Raw genomic sequence first — 19,232 nt, 5'->3', positions numbered from 1 at the left:
TTCATCCTCCTTACCCTTTGATTTCTTCAAATGTATTTGCGTGTTTATGTGTACCGAATGTCTGGAAAACATGCTTTTGATAAAGTGGATACACAGGTCGACGAGCCAGTTCATTGATAATGACACTGTTTCGGTACGCCCCTAGCCCTAAATCTGGTGCGCCTACTCCATGTGTATGAAGCTCTGCATTTTGTACAAAAATATCATTCTCACTTAATGTGTCTGTTTTCAATCGATATTCACGTTCAACCTGGAAGCGTCCTTGATGATCCCACTGAATATGATGGGAAATCGGATCAATAAATGGCGGTAATACAGATTGATAGCCCGTTGCCAAGACGACAATGTCTGTCTCATGCGTAAAGGATTCCTCTTTGACCCATTGATTGCATGAAAGCGATAAGCCGTCCCTCGTTTCCTCAATCAAATTGACTTCCGTCATCGCCTGCAGCACGGTGTTCAGCTGCTCTCCGCAAGCAGAACGTTCATAAAGCAAGTGATAAATATCTCGGATCATCGCTGAACTGATGCCTTTATACAGCAAATCTTGCTGCTTTAATAGCGCATCTTTTTTAGGCTGCGGAAGCTCATAAAAGAAATCAATATAGTCTGGAGAGAAATACTCAAGACCCAAATTTGAATATTCCATTGGGAAAAACCCTTTAGAGCGTGTAAACCAATGAATATCCTTCGCCTCATCGTCTGATAAAATGTCATAGAATACTTCTGCTGCACTTTGACCAGAACCGATGACCGTCACGGATTTTCCTTTAAAACAGCCTTCTTTCTTTCGTTTCAAGTAATCAGCAGAATGAAACACCCGATCCCCTAAAGCTGGCTGAAGAGATGCTGGTACCGCAGGCTGTGTACCGATACCTAAAACAAGATGCTTACTTTCAAACACCTCTACCGTTTGATCTTTCACATGACGGACATGCACTTCATATCGTTTTTCTCCAGCTTTTTCAACGATGGAGACAGATTCGACATTCATGCCAAAACGGCAAGAATTTAATTGATCCGCGACCCAGCGGCAATAATGGCTATATTCCTTGCGCGGGATATGGAAGTTTTCTAGAAAGTAAAATGAATACAAACGGTTTTGTTCCTGCAAATAGTTGAGAAAGCTATATTTGCTTTTCACATCTGCCATACTGACAAGATCCGCTAAAAAGGGGACTTGAAGTGTTGTCCCTTCAATGAGCATACCTGGATGCCAGTGGAACGCTTCACTTCTTTCAAAAAACAAAGCGTCAATTTCGTCTACTTCTTCAGATAATGCAGCAAGCCCTAGGTTAAATGGTCCAATGCCAATCCCAATGACATCCACTACATTATTTTGCTTGTTGAACCGCGTCATGGTTATACTTCCTTTCAAATCGATCTCGATGACAAAACATCAAAAGACCTGTTTTATCTGGTAAAGTAACTGGTTTCACTCGTTCGAATCCACACTTTTCAAAGACATGAATCATTTTTTCGTTCCGAATATCTGGCTCAGCCACGATTTTTTCTGTTCGTTTGTTCTGCTCAAACTGAAATGCTGTCATGGCTTGAAGCAGCGGAGCCGCAAATCCTTTCCCTACATAATCTGGCTCTCCAATTAACAGGTGAATGCCTTGATCATGCGGAGAAGGCTGATAGTACGATTCAATGATATCCCCTTTCACATTGTATGCTTCAAAATAGCTCATCGGCATGCCATCAATGGTTCCTAAATAAAGGGTTTGATGCGGATCATGAATGGCCTGATAAAAGTGCTTTTCAAAAGCAGGAAATGGAATATTCAAATGCCAAAATGGGTGGACATACTCTTCTTGCATCCACTTGTGGACAAGCTGGACGTCCCGTTCATATTCAGCGCGAATGAACCCAATTCGATGCCTCATCCAATCAGCGCCTCCTTATGTAAAAAGAGCGGATTCAACACAGACGTGTACCTGGATTGAGTTTCTAAAGAACCGGTCAGCTCATCCATATCTTCAAACCGCGTGAGTAAGTTCGCTTTTGAAGGCAGCTCCTGTGACCGAAGAAGACTGTTCGTCAGCTCAGATGCACCATATGTCTCTTCATGCGCAAGCAGTGTGTCTCTAATCAGGGCTAATAAATCTTCTTCTTTTGCAAGCCCCTCTGTACCAAAACCATTCACAAGACCAAACAAATGATTAAAGAAGAAATAGTAACGCAGTCTCTCAACCGCTACATCGTCTGCACAAATGGTTTCACTTCTGACGCTTAAGTTTTGAACAAGCTTCGCAAGCTGATCCTTTTTCGATTCGCTATAATAGTAGCCTTGGTTGTCACGATAATAGAATGTGTGCGGATATCCATTCTTTAGCTGTACGACAGCATTTTGCTGATGGGCTTCAAGGGCAAGTCCATACGTTTCAAACAGCCAAAGCATCGGCTCTAACGCAATCGATAAATATTGTGTGAACCAATCACGGCTGACATCTTCTGTTGATCTGCCTTCAGCGTCTGCTAATTCATGGATAATGCCTGAAAGGCGTGATTTTTCTCCATATGCATGATCCTGACATAGCCCTGCAATTAAGCTTGCCCCTTTTTCATGATGCAAAAATGGATTTTGACGAATGACGACTTCAAAGCCAGATTCCGCCTCATCCCCTTGAATAGATAGATACGCAGGATCTTCAATCACACGGAATCCAGAGAATTTGTCATATAAAGAAACGCCTAATTCTGTTTTTAAGATACGAGACATCTCAACTCCACGATCAAGTTCCTTTTGTTTGTTAACGCGTAAAGAGTTTGTGATCTTTACAGGGACAGAGAATTTAAGCATGTACGCAGAGTCTTTTTGATAGACCGTTCTAAAGGAAGATGTCGCTGTGTATTCAGATCCTAGCGGCCCTAAATACGTCAGCATCCCGTCCTCTATATAACGCTTGACGAACGCTTTCTCCATGACCACTTGGACTTGTAGCGGATGAATCGGAATCAGGACATATTCACCGCCTTCTGTTAACGTCGTCAGTCTCTCTTTTTCTTCTGGCATCTGGCGCATGAGCTCCTCAAACATGAGACTTGCCGCAGATTGTGAAAGAGAAGAATCCTGAAGCACAATTGACGGATGTGCTTTAAAGTAATGAAGCTGGAAAGAGCCTTTCAACTCAGGAGAATAAATAGCTTCCTCCTCTTCTGTCATTCCTTGTCTGCTTTTTGGTGTAGGATGCGTTAAATGCCCAAGAAGAAGTGACTGCTCCGCTTCAATATATTCAAAATCAGCTGAAGAAAGAGCCGCTCGATCACTTTCTCTCTCTCTGATAAATCGTTCAATATTCCGGCAGCTTAAAATGATGCGAAGCATGAACTCATCCTCTGCATCTGTGCGGCCATATTCAATGAGAAGTTCCTTTGAACATAAAGCAACAAGTGTGGTGTAATCGATGATCGTTCCCTGTTGCTCACTGCCTTGCGGGCGAAAGCGAACGGGAAAATCAAAGAGATGACGGCCTACAGGCGAAAAATATCGAATCGGAATGACAAGCTCAAGATCTTGTTTTGCTAATGCCGCTACAAATACAAGTGAGCCGTCTGCTTTTGTCTCTTTCTTTGCAGATCGATCAATTCCTGTTTCACGTAAAAAACAGTTTAAAAAGCTTTGCATAGTTGCATTTTCAGCCATTTGTTTATATTGACTCAACGTAGTACCCTCCCGGATTGAATATGAGCGATCCCGATATCAACAATGTCAGAAAGGATTTCCTCAATATGTGTAATAGTCGTTCTCGGATTTAACAAAGTGAATTTTAAGCAAGTTTGACCATCGGCTACTGTTTTTGCTACGACAGCCGTTCCTGTTTGGAAAAGTGTGCGATGAATGATTTTATTGATGTCCTCTGCTTGTTGATCATCTATAAAACGAAACACGACTGCATTGATTTCAGGATCAGGATTGATCACCTCAAGATGCTCATTTTTCTCAATCAACGTAGCCACATCTTTCGCAAAATGGATGGTATGGTCAATGATACTTGCAAACCCTTCTTCTCCAATCATACGCAGAGAGAGAAGGAGTTTTAGCGCATCAAACCGGCGCGTCGTCTGAACAGATTTATTCACGAGATGCAGAATGCCTTCCAGTTCATCTTCCTTTGGATTGAGATAATCTGCGTGGTAATCAATCAAACCAAAATGTCTTTTATCCTTTAGTAAAAATGCCCCGCAGGAGATCGGCTGATAAAATTGCTTATGAAAGTCAATCGTGATCGAATCAGCCAGCTCGATGCCATCTAATTTTCCTTGGAAGGTTTTGCTTAATACAAGCGCCCCTCCATAGGCAGCATCTGCATGAATCCACAAACCGAAAGGCTTCACCATGTCATATATGTCACGTACAGGATCAATACTGCCAAAATCAGTTGTCCCGCAAGTCGCCACGACTGCAAATGGAAGCAAATCCTGCTCTTTAAGCTCCATAAGCTTCTTCTGCAAATCATGCAGGTCCATTCGGTGATGTTCGTCCGTCTCAACTAACACAACAGCCTGTTCACCTAAACCTAGCTGAGATGCTGATTTTTTCACAGTGAAGTGGGCATTCTTGGAGCAAAGAATCCGCATACGGTTTGCCTCGCTCGGCAACCCTTTCTGCTGTACGTTCCATTGCCAAGTATTTTCGCAAAATGCATCTCTTGCTAAAAGCAGTCCCATGTAGTTAGATTGGGTTCCACCGCTCGTAAAGGTCCCATCTGCTCGTTCTCCATAAGAAAACTTTTCACCTAACCACTTGAGGATTTCCTCCTCAACCAAAGATGCAATGCCGCTTTGATCAAAGGAATCCATTGATTGGTTAAAGGAACTTACGATCACCTCTGCTGCCAGAGCAGGGATAAGAGGTGGGCAATGCAAATGTGCCAAGCATTTAGGGTGTGACACATCAACTAAATGTGGTAAAAGATGATTTTTTATATCTTGAAAAACAGACTCAATGGATTCACCAGCCGGTTGAATCTGGAATAACGATTCGACATGAGCCGCTAATTTCCCAGGCAATATTCCGCTATACGGTCCTCTGCTTGTTTGCCACTCTGCCAGTAAGCTGTCGATGGATGTGTAGAGAGCCGCTTGGAAGGACTCCCTCCCAAGCTGGCTTTGTTGAATAAATAATGAATCGACAGATGGTTTAGTTGACTGCATCGTAAACTGCCTCTTTAAAAATCGTGATGACTTTTTCAAGCTGTTCTTCTGTCATGATCAAAGGCGGTAAGAATCGAATCACACTTCCAAAACGGCCTCCTGTCTCCACAATTAAGCCTTTATCAAAACAATTCTTTTGAATGAGACTGGCTAGCTCTGGATTTGCTGGATAACTGCCGTCCACATCCTGTTTCTCATCTGGATTCACAACTTCAACACCAATCATTAATCCTCTTCCTCGCACATCACCGAGAGCAGGCACTTGTTTTTGAATGTCTTTTAGATTGGCCTGCATACGCTGACCAAGCGCTTCTACATGATCAAGCAGATTGGTTTCTTTTATAAATTTAAGCGTAGCAGTTCCAGCTGCCATCGCCATTTGATTTCCTCTAAACGTGCCAATGTGTGCACCTGGATTCCATTGATCTAAGTCTTTGTCATAAATCACAACGGATAGTGGAAGGCTTCCCCCAATTGCTTTTGATAACACAATGACATCTGGCACAATACCAGCATGTTCAAAGGCAAACATCTTACCAGTTCGGCCGATGCCTGATTGAACCTCATCAATAATAAGTGGAATTCCTTTTTCTTTTGTGATTCGTCTCATTTCTTGTATCCATTCAATTGATGCCGGGATGGAGCCGCCCTCCCCTTGCACCGCTTCAAAGATCATGCCTGCTGGCGGGAGAATTCCACTCTCAGGGTCATTTAATACACGCTCAATATAAGAGCTTGAAATGCGATGTGAGTCTTTACCGCCAATTCCAAATGGGCAGCGGTATTCATATGGATAAGGCAGGAAGTGAACATCTGGCATTAATCCTTGTACTTTTTCCTTTGGCGATAAGTTGCCGCTTAATGACATCGTGCCATGTGTAGCACCATGATATGCTCCGTGGAATGATAGAATGGAACGATTTCCCGTCGCTGTCTTGACTAATTTAATTGCTGCTTCTATAGCATCACCACCAGTTGGTCCACAAAATTGAATTTTCGCTCTTTTTGCAAACTCTTCTGGCAAGTGAGAAAAAATCTCATTCACAAATTCTTCTTTAATCTCTGAAGTGATGTCCAGCGTATGCAACGGTCTTTTTTCATGAAGCATACGTTCAATAGCATCTATAACAACCGGGTGATTGTGACCAAGGGCAAGGGTTCCTGCACCTGCTAGGCAGTCATAAAATTCTCTACCATCTGCATCTGTCACGATCATACCTTCGGCTTTTTGCATGGCTAATGGGAACCGTCTCGGGTAAGACCTTGCATTAGATTCTCTTTGACTTTGTTGCTCTAAAAATTGCTGATTTTTAGAAACGGTTTTGATGGACATAATAAAACACTCCTCCAATTGATAAAGATTATCATTTTCATTTACTAGCCTAGAGGATGTAAGATACGAAAGTCAATTGTATTCAAAAAGATGATTCTAAAAGCATATGAATGCTATATTCTCTTTTTAACGAGTAATTTCGTGTATTTTTTACAAACATCTACAGCCATAAGGCGATGTAACGTTTGAGTATGAAAAATATTGAAAAAAATTACAAATCAATTTTCCTGGTTCTTTTGCTCTATTCGTTGTAGCTCCCTTGTTTGATACGGGACGGCAGAATGAAATGAATGTAGTAAAACAAAAAATGAACGTTATTTTATCTTGATATAAATGGTTATGATGGTATAATTTCTCTGAAACGAAAGGGAATCGAGGGAGATCTGATGATTTTAACGAAGCATGACCTTCACCACTACTTGGCACAAGATCAGAAAGCACTTGCCATCAATCGAAAAAGACCAAAGTGGCTTGGGGATGATATTTGGAAATATCAAAGATATTTACGAAAATATGAGTACTATACGAATAGCGGTGCTACGTTACGCAAATGGTTTTATCGTTACTTACATAAAAAGAAAGGCATGCAGCTTGGCTTTGATATCCCAATTGGTGTATTTGGACCTGGGCTCAGAATCAACCATACTGGGCTGTTGATTGTGAACAAGCATGCCAAAATCGGCGCGTTTTGTGATATTCATCAAGGCGTAAATATCGGTCAAAACCATCATGAAAAAGATGTGCCCGTCATCGGAGATCATGTATGGATCGGCCCTGGCGCTAAACTGTTTGGAAATATTTATATTGCGAATCATATTTCCATCGGAGCAAATGCAGTAGTGAATCGCTCCTTTCATGAAGAGCGGATTGTCATTGCAGGTGTCCCTGCTCAGAAAATAAAAGAAAAAAGCCCTTCTTTATGAAGGACTTACTTGACCAAAGCAGTGAACCACATGAGATAAAATAAGATGGTTAAACATGAGGATTATCCTGCCCGAGCCCCATCACCATTTATCCTATGACAGCCGTACTCTCTAATTTGCGTTGGAGTACCCGAAGACCAGCATGAGAAAGTACAAGACAAAGACGAGGATGGCAATCGCATAGATGAGAATGGACACAATCAGTACTGTCCAGCCCAACCCTTTTCTTCCTGTTTGAATGAGATATATTCCAAGTGTGAAGAGCCCGAGTAAAAGGCCTAAGATGGCCCATAACCATTTATTTTTCCCGTGTTTTGGTGCATCGACGAATAGGTAGATTGCGACTAAGATGGATACAAACCAACCTGTAATCCATTTCACATTCATCCGCCACCCTTCTTTTTCAATTTATTTAATCTTACTATACTTTTTTCCTAATCTTAAAAACAACTATTCAAATGAATGGTGCGGAAGGCTTTGCCATTCTTCTCTCAGCATCCCATACCGCATCGAATCATAATACTCCCCTTGATAGTAACGTACCTTACGCAGTCTTCCCTCAAGGATAAACCCGCATTTCTCTGCGCAACGCATCATGCGTTCATTTCCAGACCAGGTGGTCAGACCGATGCGTGGGATATCAATGTGTGAAAAGAGTTCATCGATCCATAGACGCAATGCCTTTGTTCCAACGCCCCCATTCCAAAAACGTGAGTCATAAATAAGAATCCCACACTCCAGCCAGCGTGTGCGTTCATTCTCCCAATAATAAGAAACTGTGCCCTTTAATTCACCTCCGACATCAATGCCAAATAGTTTTGGCAGGACAGAATCATCCTGTAAATAGCGTTTTTTAAATGCAGCAAGCGATATGTCATGTTCAATAAAATACGGTGCATTCCACTTTCGATAGGCCTGGTCTGGTGCTTTAAACCTTAAATGCCATACCACTTCTAAATCGGTTTCGTCTAATGGACGTATGCTCACAATCTCTTCTTTTTTCCCTTTCATCTGTTCACGTTCCTTTACTTTGTCGTTCTTTTAGCAAGATGACGATACTCGATAGGCGTCATGCCTTCATTTTGCCGAAACAGCTTTGAAAAATAAGTAGGGTCTTCAATGCCTACATGTTCTGCAATAAGAGCTATTTTTTCATTCGTTGAAGCAAGCAGGCTTTTGGCTTTTTCAATTTTGAGTCGATTGATGTACTGGCTCGGCGTCAGTCCGTACACGGTCTGCATGCACCTTGTCATGTAATCAGGATGATAATGAAGAATCTCTGCCAGCTTCTCCATCTGTAATTTTTGCGTAAAATGACGTTCAAGATAGTGAACCACTTCTGAAGCGACAGTCTCCTTTGCACTTGGAATATGAAATGCTTCTTTTTGTAAATGAATGAGCATTTCCTCAAATTGAAGCTGCTTTTTGAGCTGAAGTTCAGACGCATCATCATTTAAAGCGTGCATCGCTGAAAGATGCTTCTGTAGCACGCTTCCCCCTTTCACTTTTCCTTTTCGGGGCAGACGAAATTCATAGCTTGCTGCTTTTTCAAAAGTGGCTTGATTTTGCTTCATGTCAAACCAGTGTTCTCTCGGCCGATCTGTAAACTCAAATGAATCAATTGAAAAATGCAGCCACTCATAAAGTGTTTCTTCTTTGCATGGCAGATGTCCACCATGGGCAAGTCCCGGTGATAAGATGATATATTCTCCCTCTTTTACGTGATGAGGCACCTCGTCTTCTGTGATCCATAGTTCACCTTTCGTGACATAAAGAAGATCAAATACGGTGAAAATTCTGGAGATATGTCGTTCTCCTCGATGGAATACACCTTTGCCTGAAGCAATATAGACTGGAAATGGCGGTACAGTAAATGTAATAAACGGACCCATATTCATCCCCTTATGAAGTCGGATTTCTCCAATAAGTTTCGGTTTCATCTCTTCTTATTATAGTCGATGCAAGGTACACTATAAATCGGATTTATACGAAAGAAGGCGATGTGATGAAACCACAAGCACTGACAATACAAAAGGTTCAAGCCAAAAGTGAAAAATCCCACCCTTCATTATTTGCATTAACTTGGCCTATTTTTATCGAAATCTCTTTATATATGCTGATGGGGAGCGCAGATACACTGATGCTCAGCCAATATTCTGACAATAGTGTTGCCGCAGTAGGGGTAAGCAATCAGCTATTAAATCTATTGATTGTGATGTTCAGCTTCATTACGACTGGGACGACGATTGTCATTGCGCAGCTTTTAGGAGCGAGCCGCAAGCAGGAAGCGACCCAAGTTGCCTATGTTTCACTAGGCACCAACTTCCTCATTAGCTTTGTGATCAGTCTTCTTATGTTTGTGTTAGCTGTGCCCATCCTGCATATGATGGGATTATCAAGCGAGCTCATGCCAGATGCAACCGTCTTTTTACAGATTGTCGGCCTGCTTTCTTTTATTCAGGCGCTCATTATGACATATAGTGCTATTTTAAAAAGCTATGGATTCACGAGAGATACGATGTATGTCACCATCGGTATGAACCTGTTAAACGTTGCTGGTAATTATTTGGTCATCTTCGGACCATTTGGCTTCCCTGTATTAGGTGTCATGGGTGTCGCTCTTTCCACATCATTTGCACGGTTGATCGGTCTTACAGCCATGATTCTCATTGTTCGACACCGCATTGGATTGCGGTTTTCATTCAAGCGAATGTTTTACATCCAGCGAACGCATTTAAAAAAACTGCTAAAAATCGGCATTCCTTCTGCTGGAGAACAACTTTCTTATAATGGCTCTCAAATGATTATTACGCTGTTTATCACATTTATGGGCACCCAAGCACTGGCAGCAAAAGTCTATACCCAGAATTTGATGATGTTCATTATGTTATTTGGTGCCGCCATTAGCCAAGGAACGCAAATCTTAATTGGGCGCCTGATCGGGGCGAAAGAATTTGATGCGGCCTATCGAAGATGCATGAAAAGCTTATACTGGGCCATTGCCATCTCACTTCTTTCTTCTACTGCTTTATCTTTATCATCGACGCATTTACTTACTTTTTTCACTAGCAACAGTGAGATCATTCAAATAGCGAGTCTCCTCCTCATATTGACAATTATTTTAGAGCCTGGACGTTCTTTTAATATGGTCATCATCAACTCCTTGCGGGCAGCTGGTGACGCGAAGTTTCCAGTCTATATGGCGATGATTTCAATGTGGGGCATCGGCCTTCCGATCGCTTATTTATTAGGCATTCAACTTGAGATGGGCCTTATCGGGGTTTGGATTTCTTTTATCGTGGATGAATGGGTAAGAGGTATCTTCATGTATAGGCGGTGGCGTTCAAGGGTATGGACGGAGTACCGGTTTACTTCCACATAAAAAGGACTGCGGGTGCAGTCCTTTCAGATTGTTGACAAGGGGCTAAAACGAACGAACTCTATTTTACCCTTTGTCTTCTTTTCATTACGTAATATCTTCTAAAATAAGTGCTTTTTCTTGTGTTGAAATATATGACCGCTTCGTAAAGACGCGGTATTCGTTTTCTCTAGTTTTATCTAAAATAGCCTTATAAAAGTGAGCAGCTGCTTTCACTGGTATCCTTGAATAAAGTGGGAATTCATGGAGATGGTCAAAAAATTCCTCATAGTACGCCTCTGCCTCAAAAGCAATATATTCCCATACATGCTGGAAGGCTTGATTGACGATCCCTTCTTGTAATTCTTGCTCTGTATACCCAAATTGATCCATGACTTGTTTTGGCAAATAAATGCGGTTCCTTTCCGCCTTATCCTCACCAATATCTCGAAGAATATTGGTCAACTGCATGCCAATCCCAAGGGAAATCGCAGCTTCTTTTAGCTGTTCTTTTTTACGCGGTGCAATGATCGGAAGCAGCATTAATCCAACTGTACTTGCGACATGATAGGAATAGATGAGCAGTTCATCTAACGTTTCATATCGATGTTGCTCTAAATCCATCTCCTGTCCTCGCAGCAGGTCACGGAATGGGGATTCATCCATACGAAACTGTTGAAATGTATACTCCAGCGCCACCCACATTGGATCATCACGATCTACTTCTCCTTGCAAGAAACATTCAAATGCCTCCTGAAAAGACGCCAGTTCTTCCTTTGGTGAAGGAGACTCATCTACAATGTCATCCGCTCTCCTACAAAAAGAATATACGGCCCAAACAGCCTGTCTTTTCTTTTTAGGCAGCATGGAAAAGGCACGATAAAACGTTTTTGAATGGGTTTGAATGGTCTCTTCACATATTTTCAATGCTGTTTGCACATCAACCACTTAGCTTCACTTCCTTTCTGTTGTTCAGCTCTTTAAGCAGTACAGAAGCCATGAGCTTTGCACTTTGCATCACGATCGGTACCCCGCCGCCGGGATGGATGGAAGCACCTACCGCATATAGATTGTCTACATCTGCAACCTTTACTTGCGGGCGAAACACACCTGATTGAAACAAATTAGGAGCGAGTCCAAAGCTGCCGCCTTCAAACAATCCTTCTCGCATTGAATCATTCGGTGTTCTCACCTTTTGCCAGACAACCGCCTCTCGCAGCTGTGGAAAGCCTCTTTTCTCAAGACGCTCCACCATTTTATCCACAAAGTCTGTCTCTTGTTCCCAATTGATGTGATCTCCTGATGGAACAGGAATGAGCATATATAGGACACTGCTGCCTTCTGGGGCAAGGGATGGATCGATGGTCGATGGATTAAATGTATAAAATGATGGATCTTGAGGTATCGTTTTCGTTTGGAACACCTCTCTCATATGCTGATCAAAGTGTTCTCCAATGAAAAATTGATGAACAGGTGCTTCATCGTATACTTTGTTTAACCCTAGATACACCATCACGCAGCCGGAGGATGGAACGTATTTACGCCGGTCTTGTTCACCTAAACCAAGCTGTTTTAACGCCGCTGGATAATCTCCGTTCATCACAAATGCATCAGCTGCTATGTGCTCATCATTTATTTTTGCCTTGACCACACGTTTCCCCTCAAACTCAAATTGTGCGACTTCTTCACTTTTTCTTATGTGTACACCCGTCTTTAAGAGCTGTCTCTCCAATATATCTACTAAACTCGCATATCCGCCTTTTAAATAGTAAATTCCGTGTGCGTGCTCACTATATGAAACAAGCGAATAAATGGCAGATGCTTCATACGGATTTCCTCCGACATAGAGGGTTTGAAGTGCATATGCATCTCGGAGGCGCTCATCTGAAAAATATCTTTTGAGAGAACTTTGAACGGTTCGATATGCTTTTAATTTCATTAAAATCTTCATGTTCGCTTTTGTAAAAAAGGTTCGTTTTTCATGAAATGATTTTTCTAGAAAAGCTTCCTGCCCTTCTTGAAACCGATCCGTCATTTCTTGCATAAATGTTAAATATCCCTGTTCTTCCTTTGGAAATACACGTTTGATTTCTTCTAGTTGTCGCAGTGTATCAGAGTATTTCGTATAGGAGGTTCCATCTTGATAGTGGATCGTATACAGCGGATCGAGCTGCAAGAGATCAAGAGATGTTTCATCAATGCCTACGTCATGTAAAATGCCTTTTAACATATCAGGAAGTAGGACAATGGTCGGACCTTCATCTACTTTATATCCTTTCTCACGTACAAAAGCAAGTCTCCCGCCGAGCCGTTCATTTTTTTCAACAAGGGTGACATCATGTCCAGCTTTTTTTAAATAGAGGGCTGAGATCATTCCGCCAATACCGCCGCCAGCAATCAATATATGTTTTTTCATGAGGCGCTCCCCTTTTCTTGATGTGGCACTCTTTTGTGCGTATGTTTCTCTTTTGACAGAATCGCATTTGTCGTAATACGCGCTGATTCTAAAATGGTTGGCAATCCGCTGCCCGGGTGGGTTCCTCCACCAACGAGCCAGCAGTGTTTCAACTCATCAAATTCATTATGCGGCCTGAGTACCATCATCTGCGTCAACTGGTGACCAAGATTAAATGTAGCTCCTTCATACACGTACATCTCTTCTTCCCAGTGCTTAGGCGTGATCATCCGCTCGACTTCAATATGCTGCCTGATATTCTTAAAGCCTGTTTTCCGCTCCAGCGTATCCAGCAAAAGCTCTCTAAATTCTTCTTGATGCGCTTCCCAGTCAATACCGCTTTGATTATTGGCAACGGGTGCTAACACATAAAGAGCGGACTTGCCTTTTGGCGCAAGCGAATCATCTGTCACACTTGCATTTTGAATATAAATGGACGGGTCATCCGGCAGCTCAAAGGTTGTCGTAATTTCTTTGACGAACTTCGCATAGTCATCGGAAAAAACGATGGTATGATGTGGCTCATCATATATCGTATCTAAACCTAGGTACAGCATAAAGGTGGAACATGAGAATTTTTTCTTTTTCAGTTTCTTCTCGCTATATTTCTTTAAAAGACCCGGCTCTACAAGCTTTGTCATCACGTGTGCAAAATCACCATTTACGACCACCTCATCTGCCTGTATTTCTTCACCAGTTTCTAAGCGAATGCCCTTCACTTTCCTGCCTTCCGTCAGCAACTTGTCAACTCCAGTTGATAGATGAAGGGTAGCCCCAGATTCAACAGCTGCCTTTGCCATCGCTTCTGACAGCTGATTCACTCCGCCTTTCGGATGATAAACGCCTGTGTCATGCTCCATAAAGGAAAGAATTGAGAACGCTCCTGGGCATTCCCAAGGTGACATCCCTAAATATTTTGATTGGAATGTAAAGGCATATTTCACCGATTCATTTGAGAAATAATCCGACAGCACATCATATAAGCTTTTATTTAATGAGAGCTGAGGAAGTGCTTTGATGACTTTTGGACGCAAATAATGATGGAAACGATCCATTTTACTTTGTAGAATCGGCGTTAGGCGGTCCATTTTTCGTTTTGTATCATTCATAAAACGTACATACCCCTCGCCCTCACCAGGTGCAAAGGCTTCTAGACGTTTGTACATTTCGTCTCGATCTCGAATCATATCAAGCTTCTCATCTTGAAAGATTAATCTATACATTTCTTTTAATTCAATCACATCTATATAATCATAGAGATTTTTACCGGCAAAGGTGAATAGTTCCTCTGCAATATGAATCATACTGAGAAAAGTAGGACCTGTATCAAACGTGAAATCACCAAGTTGAAACTTAGAGTTACGTCCGCCAACAAAGGACTGTTTTTCATATATATGAACATCATGTCCTTTGCTTTGCAACATCATAGCTGCTGCAAGTCCCCCTGGTCCTGCTCCGATCACAATGATTTTCATTATCCTTTTTCCTCCAAATTAATTCACTTTAAGTTAATTATACAAATTGAAGCGGTTAGATCAACTTTTGATGTGCTCTAAAAGTCTCATGTTATGTATCAAAAAAGCCGACTTCCTTTCAACAAGTGCAAGAAAGCCGACCCTTTGTTATGCTTCTATATCAATTCGATATGTTTCAAACCAATGATGAATCTGTGCCAAATGGGCAATGAGCTGTGGGCCTTTCATTAACTGACCATACCAAGGAACCTGGAAAGAAGCCCCTTCTGTTTCAATCAGCTGTTTTAATTGATGTGGATCTAAAAATTCATGAAGCACAGAATCCTTTTGCGCGAGACAATCTGTTAACATCTCTTTTACCGCCTGAGTATAAGCAGGATGATGTGTTTTCGGATAAGGGCTCTTCTTGCGATAAAGCACTTCATTCGGTAAAATTCCCTCTAATGCTTTTCTCAAAACCCCTTTTTCCCGATTTCCATACATTTTCATTTCCCAAGGAATATTCCATACATACTCAACAAGACGATGATCTGCGAATGGTACACGTACCTCAAGGCTCGCCCCCATGCTCATACGATCTTTTCGATCCAGCAGTGTTGTCATAAACCAAATCATATTTAAGTAAAAAAGTTCTCTTCGGGCTTTATCTACTCCAGTTTCCCCATCTAAAAGAGGGGTTTCTGCCACGGTTTCTTCATATTTGCTTTGCGCATATTCCTTCAGTGATAATTTCTTTTGCCATGAGTCTTGAAGAAGCTGAATGCGTGCTTCCGTTGATCTCATCCACGGAAATCCATTGGTTTCGCTTGCCATGTGAAACCATGGGTAACCTCCAAAAATTTCATCTGCACATTCACCTGATAAACCGACAACAAAATCCTTTTTAATTTCTCGACAGAACCATAGTAAGGATGAATCAATATCTGCCATCCCCGGCAAATCTCGCACTTCAACCGCTTCTTTCAAATAAGAAGCCAGCTCTTTTTGCCCAATGATACAGCTGTGATGATTCGTTTGAAACGCTTTGGTCATTCGATCAATCCACGGGCCGTCAGCATTCGGCTGAAATTGACTTGCTTCAAAGAATTGATCATTTCCGTCGTAATCAACGGAATACGTATGCAGCGGGGCTTTCCCTATTTTCTCAAAGTGCTTGGCGGCAATGGCCGTAATGGCACTAGAATCCACACCGCCCGATAAAAACGTACATACAGGCACATCAGAGACGAGTTGTCTTGTAACAGCATCCGTAAAGAGTTCCTTCACGTGCTGAGCGGTGTCATCAAGCGAATCTGTATGCTGCTTGCTTTTGACATTCCAGTACCTCCACACACGCAAACCATCTTTTGAGAAGGTTAAGGCATGAGCAGGTCTCAGCTCTTTCACCCCTTTAAATACGCCTTGCCCTGGTGTTCTAGACGGCCCTAAACCAAAGATTTCTGATAACCCTTCATGATCCACTTTGGCTTTCATTTCAGGATGAGCCAGAAGTGCTTTGATTTCTGAGCCAAACAAAAAGGAATGATGACGTTCTGTATAGAAAAATGGCTTGACACCGAGCCGGTCTCTCGCTGCAAATAATAATTCACGTTCACTATCCCAAATGACAAATGCAAAAATTCCATTAAAATGGGTCACACACTCTTCCTTCCATTCTGTATAGGCGTGAAGAAGAACCTCTGTATCAGAATGCCCAAGAAAGCGGTGCCCCCTTTTGAATAATTCTTTTCGTATATCCTCCGTGTTATAAAGTTCTCCATTGTATACCACCGTATAATCATGGTGTTGATGGGTATATGTCATCGGCTGCTTTCCGCCTTCAACATCGACAACGGCTAACCGTTTATGGCCGAAAAGAACGTGCTCACTTTTCCACGTATTTGTATCATCCGGCCCTCGTTTAGATAATGTCTCTGTCATTTGATTGATTACATGATCCTGTTGGATGAGCTGCTTTTTAAAGTCTGCCCAGCCTGTTATTCCACACATCATCATCAGCTCCCATCCGTTTTTCATCAAGTGTTCTCATTTAGCCTTTCTTAGTTTATGCATCGGCTCCTTGATAGTTGATTTGTCCTTTTTCCCCCTGTGTATAGGACAAGCTTCATTTGGTAAGAAAAGAAAGAGGAAAGGAGGTTTTGCGAATGGAGAACCGAATGACATATCTTCAGCAAAACCACCCAAAATGGTGTAACGGGTACTTACTGATGGAAAACGGTCATTGTCTGATTGAAGACGAAGAAGGAGACATCATGCTGCCTGAAAGCCTTCAAAGTTCTATGATCTGTTTGAAAGAAAAGGAGCGATGGACAAAAGGAGAATTGCTCGGGTCTGTCGTTCTTTGTGAAAACGGACAGTTGATGGAGGTAAAAGGCGGAGAATGTATTCAATATCCAGCGTCTCTTTCTAAAGGGTGGCTTGATTTGCTCATGTTCGTACCGGAAAGCGTCTTTTATCAGATCATTGACTATGTAGAACAGCTTGGCTTTTCCGTCTATGATTGTGTCTTCTCTTCCTTCCATCCTTCTCATCGCGTGTCTTTTTTTCAGTTTTCAGGAGACATGCAATCACTTGCCCTTCAATTCCACCATCATTCGGGTACAAATCAAGTTCAATTGGAATGGACGACGTCTGACGGTCACCGGCTGATGTCTCAGTTTGATCTCACATAAAAAGGGCACTGCTTTTGATAAGCAATGCCCTTTTTATCTTAAAAGATATGGAAACCGATCGGCAGACGTAAGCCGAGAAGAATGGTCACAATGGCAACCACAATAAAACCAATGAATACACCCGTCACCGATTTTCCTTTTTTCTTGCGTACAAGGACCATTTCCATGAAACCAATCACAAGAATACCAAGTATCATTTTTCCAACATACTCGCCCCCGTAACCCGGGATTTTCATTCCTGTGCGAACATACAGCTCTACGCCTGTTGCAATAATAATCAAGTAGAACAGTCGTACGATCATATGCACAATTTTAGCGCCTTTATCGTTTTTACCTGCTAATGCAAAGGCAACGAAAAATAAAATAATACCTAGCACCCACGCTGTAATATGTAAATGTGTTCCCATTTGTGATTTCCCCCTTTATCAGAACAATTACCTTCTCATCGTACCACGAAATAAGTCGAACACAAAGCGACAATCCTGTGTCAACACGCCTTTATTTGACGCGATTTGATAACGTCCCAATTGGTTCAATTGTTACTTCAACCTGATCGCCTGAGGCTAAAAATTTTGGCGGTTCAAAACCTTTGCCGACTCCAGAAGGTGTACCTGTTGCAATGATGTCTCCCGCTTCCAGCGTCATCCCTTTTGAAAGAGTTGACACAATGTCTTCAATTGGGAAGATCATTAATTCCGTACTGGCAGACTGACGAACCTCTCCGTTTACCTTTGTTTCCACATGGAGTGCTCCATGATCCTCGATCACTGACTTGTGAACGATATAAGGTCCCATTGGACAAGTTGTATCTAAGCTTTTTCCGATGAAAAATTGTTTGTGTTTTTTCTGCAAATCTCTTGCCGTTATATCATTTAAAATGGTGTAACCGAAAATGTAATCGTGGACCTCTTCAGGAGCAATATTCTTTCCTGTTTTGCCAATGACAATGGCAAGCTCCCCTTCGTAATCCAATTCACTTGTCACATCTTCATGGAGAAGAATGTCCGCTTCATGCCCTACAACAGAGGTAGGCGCCTTTGTAAAGATCATCACGTCTTTAGGAATATCTGCCGCACTTCCCATTTCCATGACGTGATCTTGATAGTTTTTCCCAACACACATGATGTTTTTCGTTGGTTTTGGAATCGGTGCATGGAGTGTCACGTCCGAAAGCGGATAGACATAAGAGCCACGGTCTTCTTCTTTTTTCTCCGCCCAATCAAGAAGCTGTTTGACGTGTTCGACAAACTTGTCCCCCATGTTGATGCATTCAGATAAAGAGTTTGGCAATGTCTCCAGCTCAAATAGTTTTGCTTCTGCCTTTTTGACGTCCATCACCCATTCATCATCAATGACGACCCCGATAAACAATCTGTTATGTATCTCACCTGTAAAAAACTTCATGTTTTCCCCTCACAATCTTCATTTCACTACATTATGATGTCTCATTTTTATTTCTCTACGAAATAAAAAAAACCCTTTTTTATCATACTCTCTTTTAAAAAGGGTTTCAAAAATGAAGACCTGATATTTAGCGGTAGCGTCGATACTCCCACATATTCCCTTGATCCCATTTACGATCAACATTTCCTTGATGGCGGGAATGATGTTTTTTCTTTCCGCATCTTCGGCAAGAGTGACTCCGTTTATGGTGATGAGAACGCTTAGATCGATGGCTGCGATGTGATTTGCGGCAGCTTTTCTTATGAGATCTGTATTTGCTGCGGCATGATTTTTTTGGTTTACTCTTTTTACTGCGGTATGACTTTTTGCTTTTATACGACTTTTTGCTTTTGCATGATTTCTTGCTTCTATACGACTTTTTGCTTTTGCATGGTTTCTCGCTCTTTACACTT

General features: G+C 41.9%; 17 protein-coding genes. 3 read left to right on the top strand and 14 right to left on the bottom strand.

The genetic code is table 11. The features are described from left to right. Positions 1–10: 10 nt before the first annotated feature. Genes NSQ52_RS05530 through NSQ52_RS05510 form a run of 5 tightly spaced genes read right to left on the bottom strand, consistent with a single transcriptional unit; the run spans position 11 to position 6,493 of the window. A complete protein-coding gene (locus NSQ52_RS05530) occupies positions 11–1,360 on the bottom strand; it encodes a lysine N(6)-hydroxylase/L-ornithine N(5)-oxygenase family protein (RefSeq protein WP_342473987.1) in 1,350 nt (449 codons plus the stop codon). Further along, positions 1,335–1,889, bottom strand: a complete 555-nt coding sequence (locus tag NSQ52_RS05525) for a GNAT family N-acetyltransferase (protein ID WP_342473986.1) — start codon at positions 1,887–1,889, stop codon at positions 1,335–1,337. The genes NSQ52_RS05530 and NSQ52_RS05525 overlap by 26 nt, the downstream gene beginning before the upstream one ends. Then, on the bottom strand, positions 1,886–3,667 hold the full coding sequence (locus NSQ52_RS05520) for an IucA/IucC family protein (RefSeq protein WP_056407991.1): 1,782 nt from the start codon (positions 3,665–3,667) through the stop codon (positions 1,886–1,888). Before NSQ52_RS05520 ends, NSQ52_RS05525 begins: the two co-directional genes overlap by 4 nt. Then, positions 3,664–5,160, bottom strand: coding sequence for an aspartate aminotransferase family protein (locus NSQ52_RS05515; RefSeq protein WP_342473985.1), 1,497 nt, complete (start codon positions 5,158–5,160; stop codon positions 3,664–3,666). The genes NSQ52_RS05520 and NSQ52_RS05515 overlap by 4 nt, the downstream gene beginning before the upstream one ends. Beyond that, a complete protein-coding gene (locus tag NSQ52_RS05510) occupies positions 5,147–6,493 on the bottom strand; it encodes an aspartate aminotransferase family protein (RefSeq protein ID WP_008348573.1) in 1,347 nt (448 codons plus the stop codon). Before NSQ52_RS05510 ends, NSQ52_RS05515 begins: the two co-directional genes overlap by 14 nt. Before the next feature lie 386 nt (positions 6,494–6,879). On the opposite strand from NSQ52_RS05510, the gene NSQ52_RS05505 reads away from it, so the two are divergent. Next, positions 6,880–7,416, top strand: a complete 537-nt coding sequence (locus NSQ52_RS05505) for a serine O-acetyltransferase (protein ID WP_017360201.1) — start codon at positions 6,880–6,882, stop codon at positions 7,414–7,416. A 111-nt stretch (positions 7,417–7,527) separates the two neighbouring features. Here the strand turns inward: NSQ52_RS05505 and NSQ52_RS05500 are convergent, their stop codons facing one another. The 3 genes from NSQ52_RS05500 to NSQ52_RS05490 form a co-directional block, all read right to left on the bottom strand. Beyond that, on the bottom strand, positions 7,528–7,803 hold the full coding sequence (locus NSQ52_RS05500; protein WP_008348576.1) for a hypothetical protein: 276 nt from the start codon (positions 7,801–7,803) through the stop codon (positions 7,528–7,530). Positions 7,804–7,866: 63 nt separating this feature from the next. Continuing rightward, positions 7,867–8,427: a GNAT family protein gene (locus tag NSQ52_RS05495; protein WP_024720035.1), complete on the bottom strand. Its 561-nt coding sequence runs from the start codon at positions 8,425–8,427 to the stop codon at positions 7,867–7,869. A 14-nt stretch (positions 8,428–8,441) separates the two neighbouring features. After that, on the bottom strand, positions 8,442–9,308 hold the full coding sequence (locus NSQ52_RS05490; RefSeq protein ID WP_024720034.1) for an AraC family transcriptional regulator: 867 nt from the start codon (positions 9,306–9,308) through the stop codon (positions 8,442–8,444). Positions 9,309–9,421: 113 nt separating this feature from the next. Here NSQ52_RS05490 and NSQ52_RS05485 point away from each other — a divergent pair, with 113 nt between their 5' ends. Beyond that, positions 9,422–10,798 carry an MATE family efflux transporter gene (locus NSQ52_RS05485; protein ID WP_019743129.1) on the top strand — a complete coding sequence of 459 codons (1,377 nt, stop codon included), beginning with the start codon at positions 9,422–9,424 and terminating at the stop codon, positions 10,796–10,798. Positions 10,799–10,882: 84 nt separating this feature from the next. On the opposite strand, the gene NSQ52_RS05480 is transcribed toward NSQ52_RS05485, so the two are convergent. The 4 genes from NSQ52_RS05480 to asnB form a co-directional block, all read right to left on the bottom strand. Then, entirely contained in the window at positions 10,883–11,722 is an 840-nt protein-coding gene (locus NSQ52_RS05480; protein WP_178897181.1) for a phytoene/squalene synthase family protein, read from the bottom strand. Then, entirely contained in the window at positions 11,715–13,190 is a 1,476-nt protein-coding gene (gene crtI / locus NSQ52_RS05475) for a phytoene desaturase family protein (protein WP_342473984.1), read from the bottom strand. Before crtI (NSQ52_RS05475) ends, NSQ52_RS05480 begins: the two co-directional genes overlap by 8 nt. After that, positions 13,187–14,704, bottom strand: coding sequence for a phytoene desaturase family protein (gene crtI / locus NSQ52_RS05470; RefSeq protein WP_058337497.1), 1,518 nt, complete (start codon positions 14,702–14,704; stop codon positions 13,187–13,189). Before crtI (NSQ52_RS05470) ends, crtI (NSQ52_RS05475) begins: the two co-directional genes overlap by 4 nt. 147 nt (positions 14,705–14,851) lie before the next feature. After that, positions 14,852–16,693 carry an asparagine synthase (glutamine-hydrolyzing) gene (gene asnB / locus NSQ52_RS05465; protein WP_047945600.1) on the bottom strand — a complete coding sequence of 614 codons (1,842 nt, stop codon included), beginning with the start codon at positions 16,691–16,693 and terminating at the stop codon, positions 14,852–14,854. A 155-nt stretch (positions 16,694–16,848) separates the two neighbouring features. Between asnB and NSQ52_RS05460 the strand changes: the two genes are divergently transcribed. After that, positions 16,849–17,376, top strand: coding sequence for a DUF2777 family protein (locus NSQ52_RS05460; protein ID WP_342473983.1), 528 nt, complete (start codon positions 16,849–16,851; stop codon positions 17,374–17,376). A 38-nt stretch (positions 17,377–17,414) separates the two neighbouring features. On the opposite strand, the gene NSQ52_RS05455 is transcribed toward NSQ52_RS05460, so the two are convergent. Both NSQ52_RS05455 and NSQ52_RS05450 read right to left on the bottom strand, forming a co-directional pair. Beyond that, a complete protein-coding gene (locus NSQ52_RS05455; RefSeq protein ID WP_007499115.1) occupies positions 17,415–17,783 on the bottom strand; it encodes a YisL family protein in 369 nt (122 codons plus the stop codon). 91 nt (positions 17,784–17,874) lie between these two features. Next, positions 17,875–18,780: a fumarylacetoacetate hydrolase family protein gene (locus NSQ52_RS05450; RefSeq protein ID WP_007499116.1), complete on the bottom strand. Its 906-nt coding sequence runs from the start codon at positions 18,778–18,780 to the stop codon at positions 17,875–17,877. Positions 18,781–19,232 lie beyond the last annotated feature (452 nt).

The organism is Bacillus sp. FSL W8-1141, assembly GCF_038593205.1.
GTDB lineage: Bacteria > Bacillota > Bacilli > Bacillales > Bacillaceae > Bacillus > Bacillus altitudinis.
The sequence above is the reverse complement of the archived record's forward strand: the minus strand, read 5'-3'. Positions and strand labels throughout refer to the sequence as shown.

Bases quoted from the DNA above. Each gene is read 5' to 3' on its own strand.
- NSQ52_RS05530 (WP_342473987.1), bottom strand. From the start codon at position 1,360: ATGACGCGGTTCAACAAGCAAAATAATGTAGTGGATGTCATTGGGATT.
- NSQ52_RS05455 (WP_007499115.1), bottom strand. From the start codon at position 17,783: ATGGGAACACATTTACATATTACAGCGTGGGTGCTAGGTATTATTTTA.
- NSQ52_RS05505 (WP_017360201.1), top strand. From the start codon at position 6,880: ATGATTTTAACGAAGCATGACCTTCACCACTACTTGGCACAAGATCAG.
- NSQ52_RS05485 (WP_019743129.1), top strand. From the start codon at position 9,422: ATGAAACCACAAGCACTGACAATACAAAAGGTTCAAGCCAAAAGTGAA.
- NSQ52_RS05495 (WP_024720035.1), bottom strand. From the start codon at position 8,427: ATGAAAGGGAAAAAAGAAGAGATTGTGAGCATACGTCCATTAGACGAA.
- NSQ52_RS05515 (WP_342473985.1), bottom strand. From the start codon at position 5,160: ATGCAGTCAACTAAACCATCTGTCGATTCATTATTTATTCAACAAAGC.
- crtI (WP_342473984.1), bottom strand. From the start codon at position 13,190: ATGAAAAAACATATATTGATTGCTGGCGGCGGTATTGGCGGAATGATC.
- NSQ52_RS05525 (WP_342473986.1), bottom strand. From the start codon at position 1,889: ATGAGGCATCGAATTGGGTTCATTCGCGCTGAATATGAACGGGACGTC.
- NSQ52_RS05450 (WP_007499116.1), bottom strand. From the start codon at position 18,780: ATGAAGTTTTTTACAGGTGAGATACATAACAGATTGTTTATCGGGGTC.
- crtI (WP_058337497.1), bottom strand. From the start codon at position 14,704: ATGAAAATCATTGTGATCGGAGCAGGACCAGGGGGACTTGCAGCAGCT.
- NSQ52_RS05460 (WP_342473983.1), top strand. From the start codon at position 16,849: ATGGAGAACCGAATGACATATCTTCAGCAAAACCACCCAAAATGGTGT.
- NSQ52_RS05500 (WP_008348576.1), bottom strand. From the start codon at position 7,803: ATGAATGTGAAATGGATTACAGGTTGGTTTGTATCCATCTTAGTCGCA.
- NSQ52_RS05510 (WP_008348573.1), bottom strand. From the start codon at position 6,493: ATGTCCATCAAAACCGTTTCTAAAAATCAGCAATTTTTAGAGCAACAA.
- asnB (WP_047945600.1), bottom strand. From the start codon at position 16,693: ATGTGTGGAATAACAGGCTGGGCAGACTTTAAAAAGCAGCTCATCCAA.
- NSQ52_RS05490 (WP_024720034.1), bottom strand. From the start codon at position 9,308: ATGGGTCCGTTTATTACATTTACTGTACCGCCATTTCCAGTCTATATT.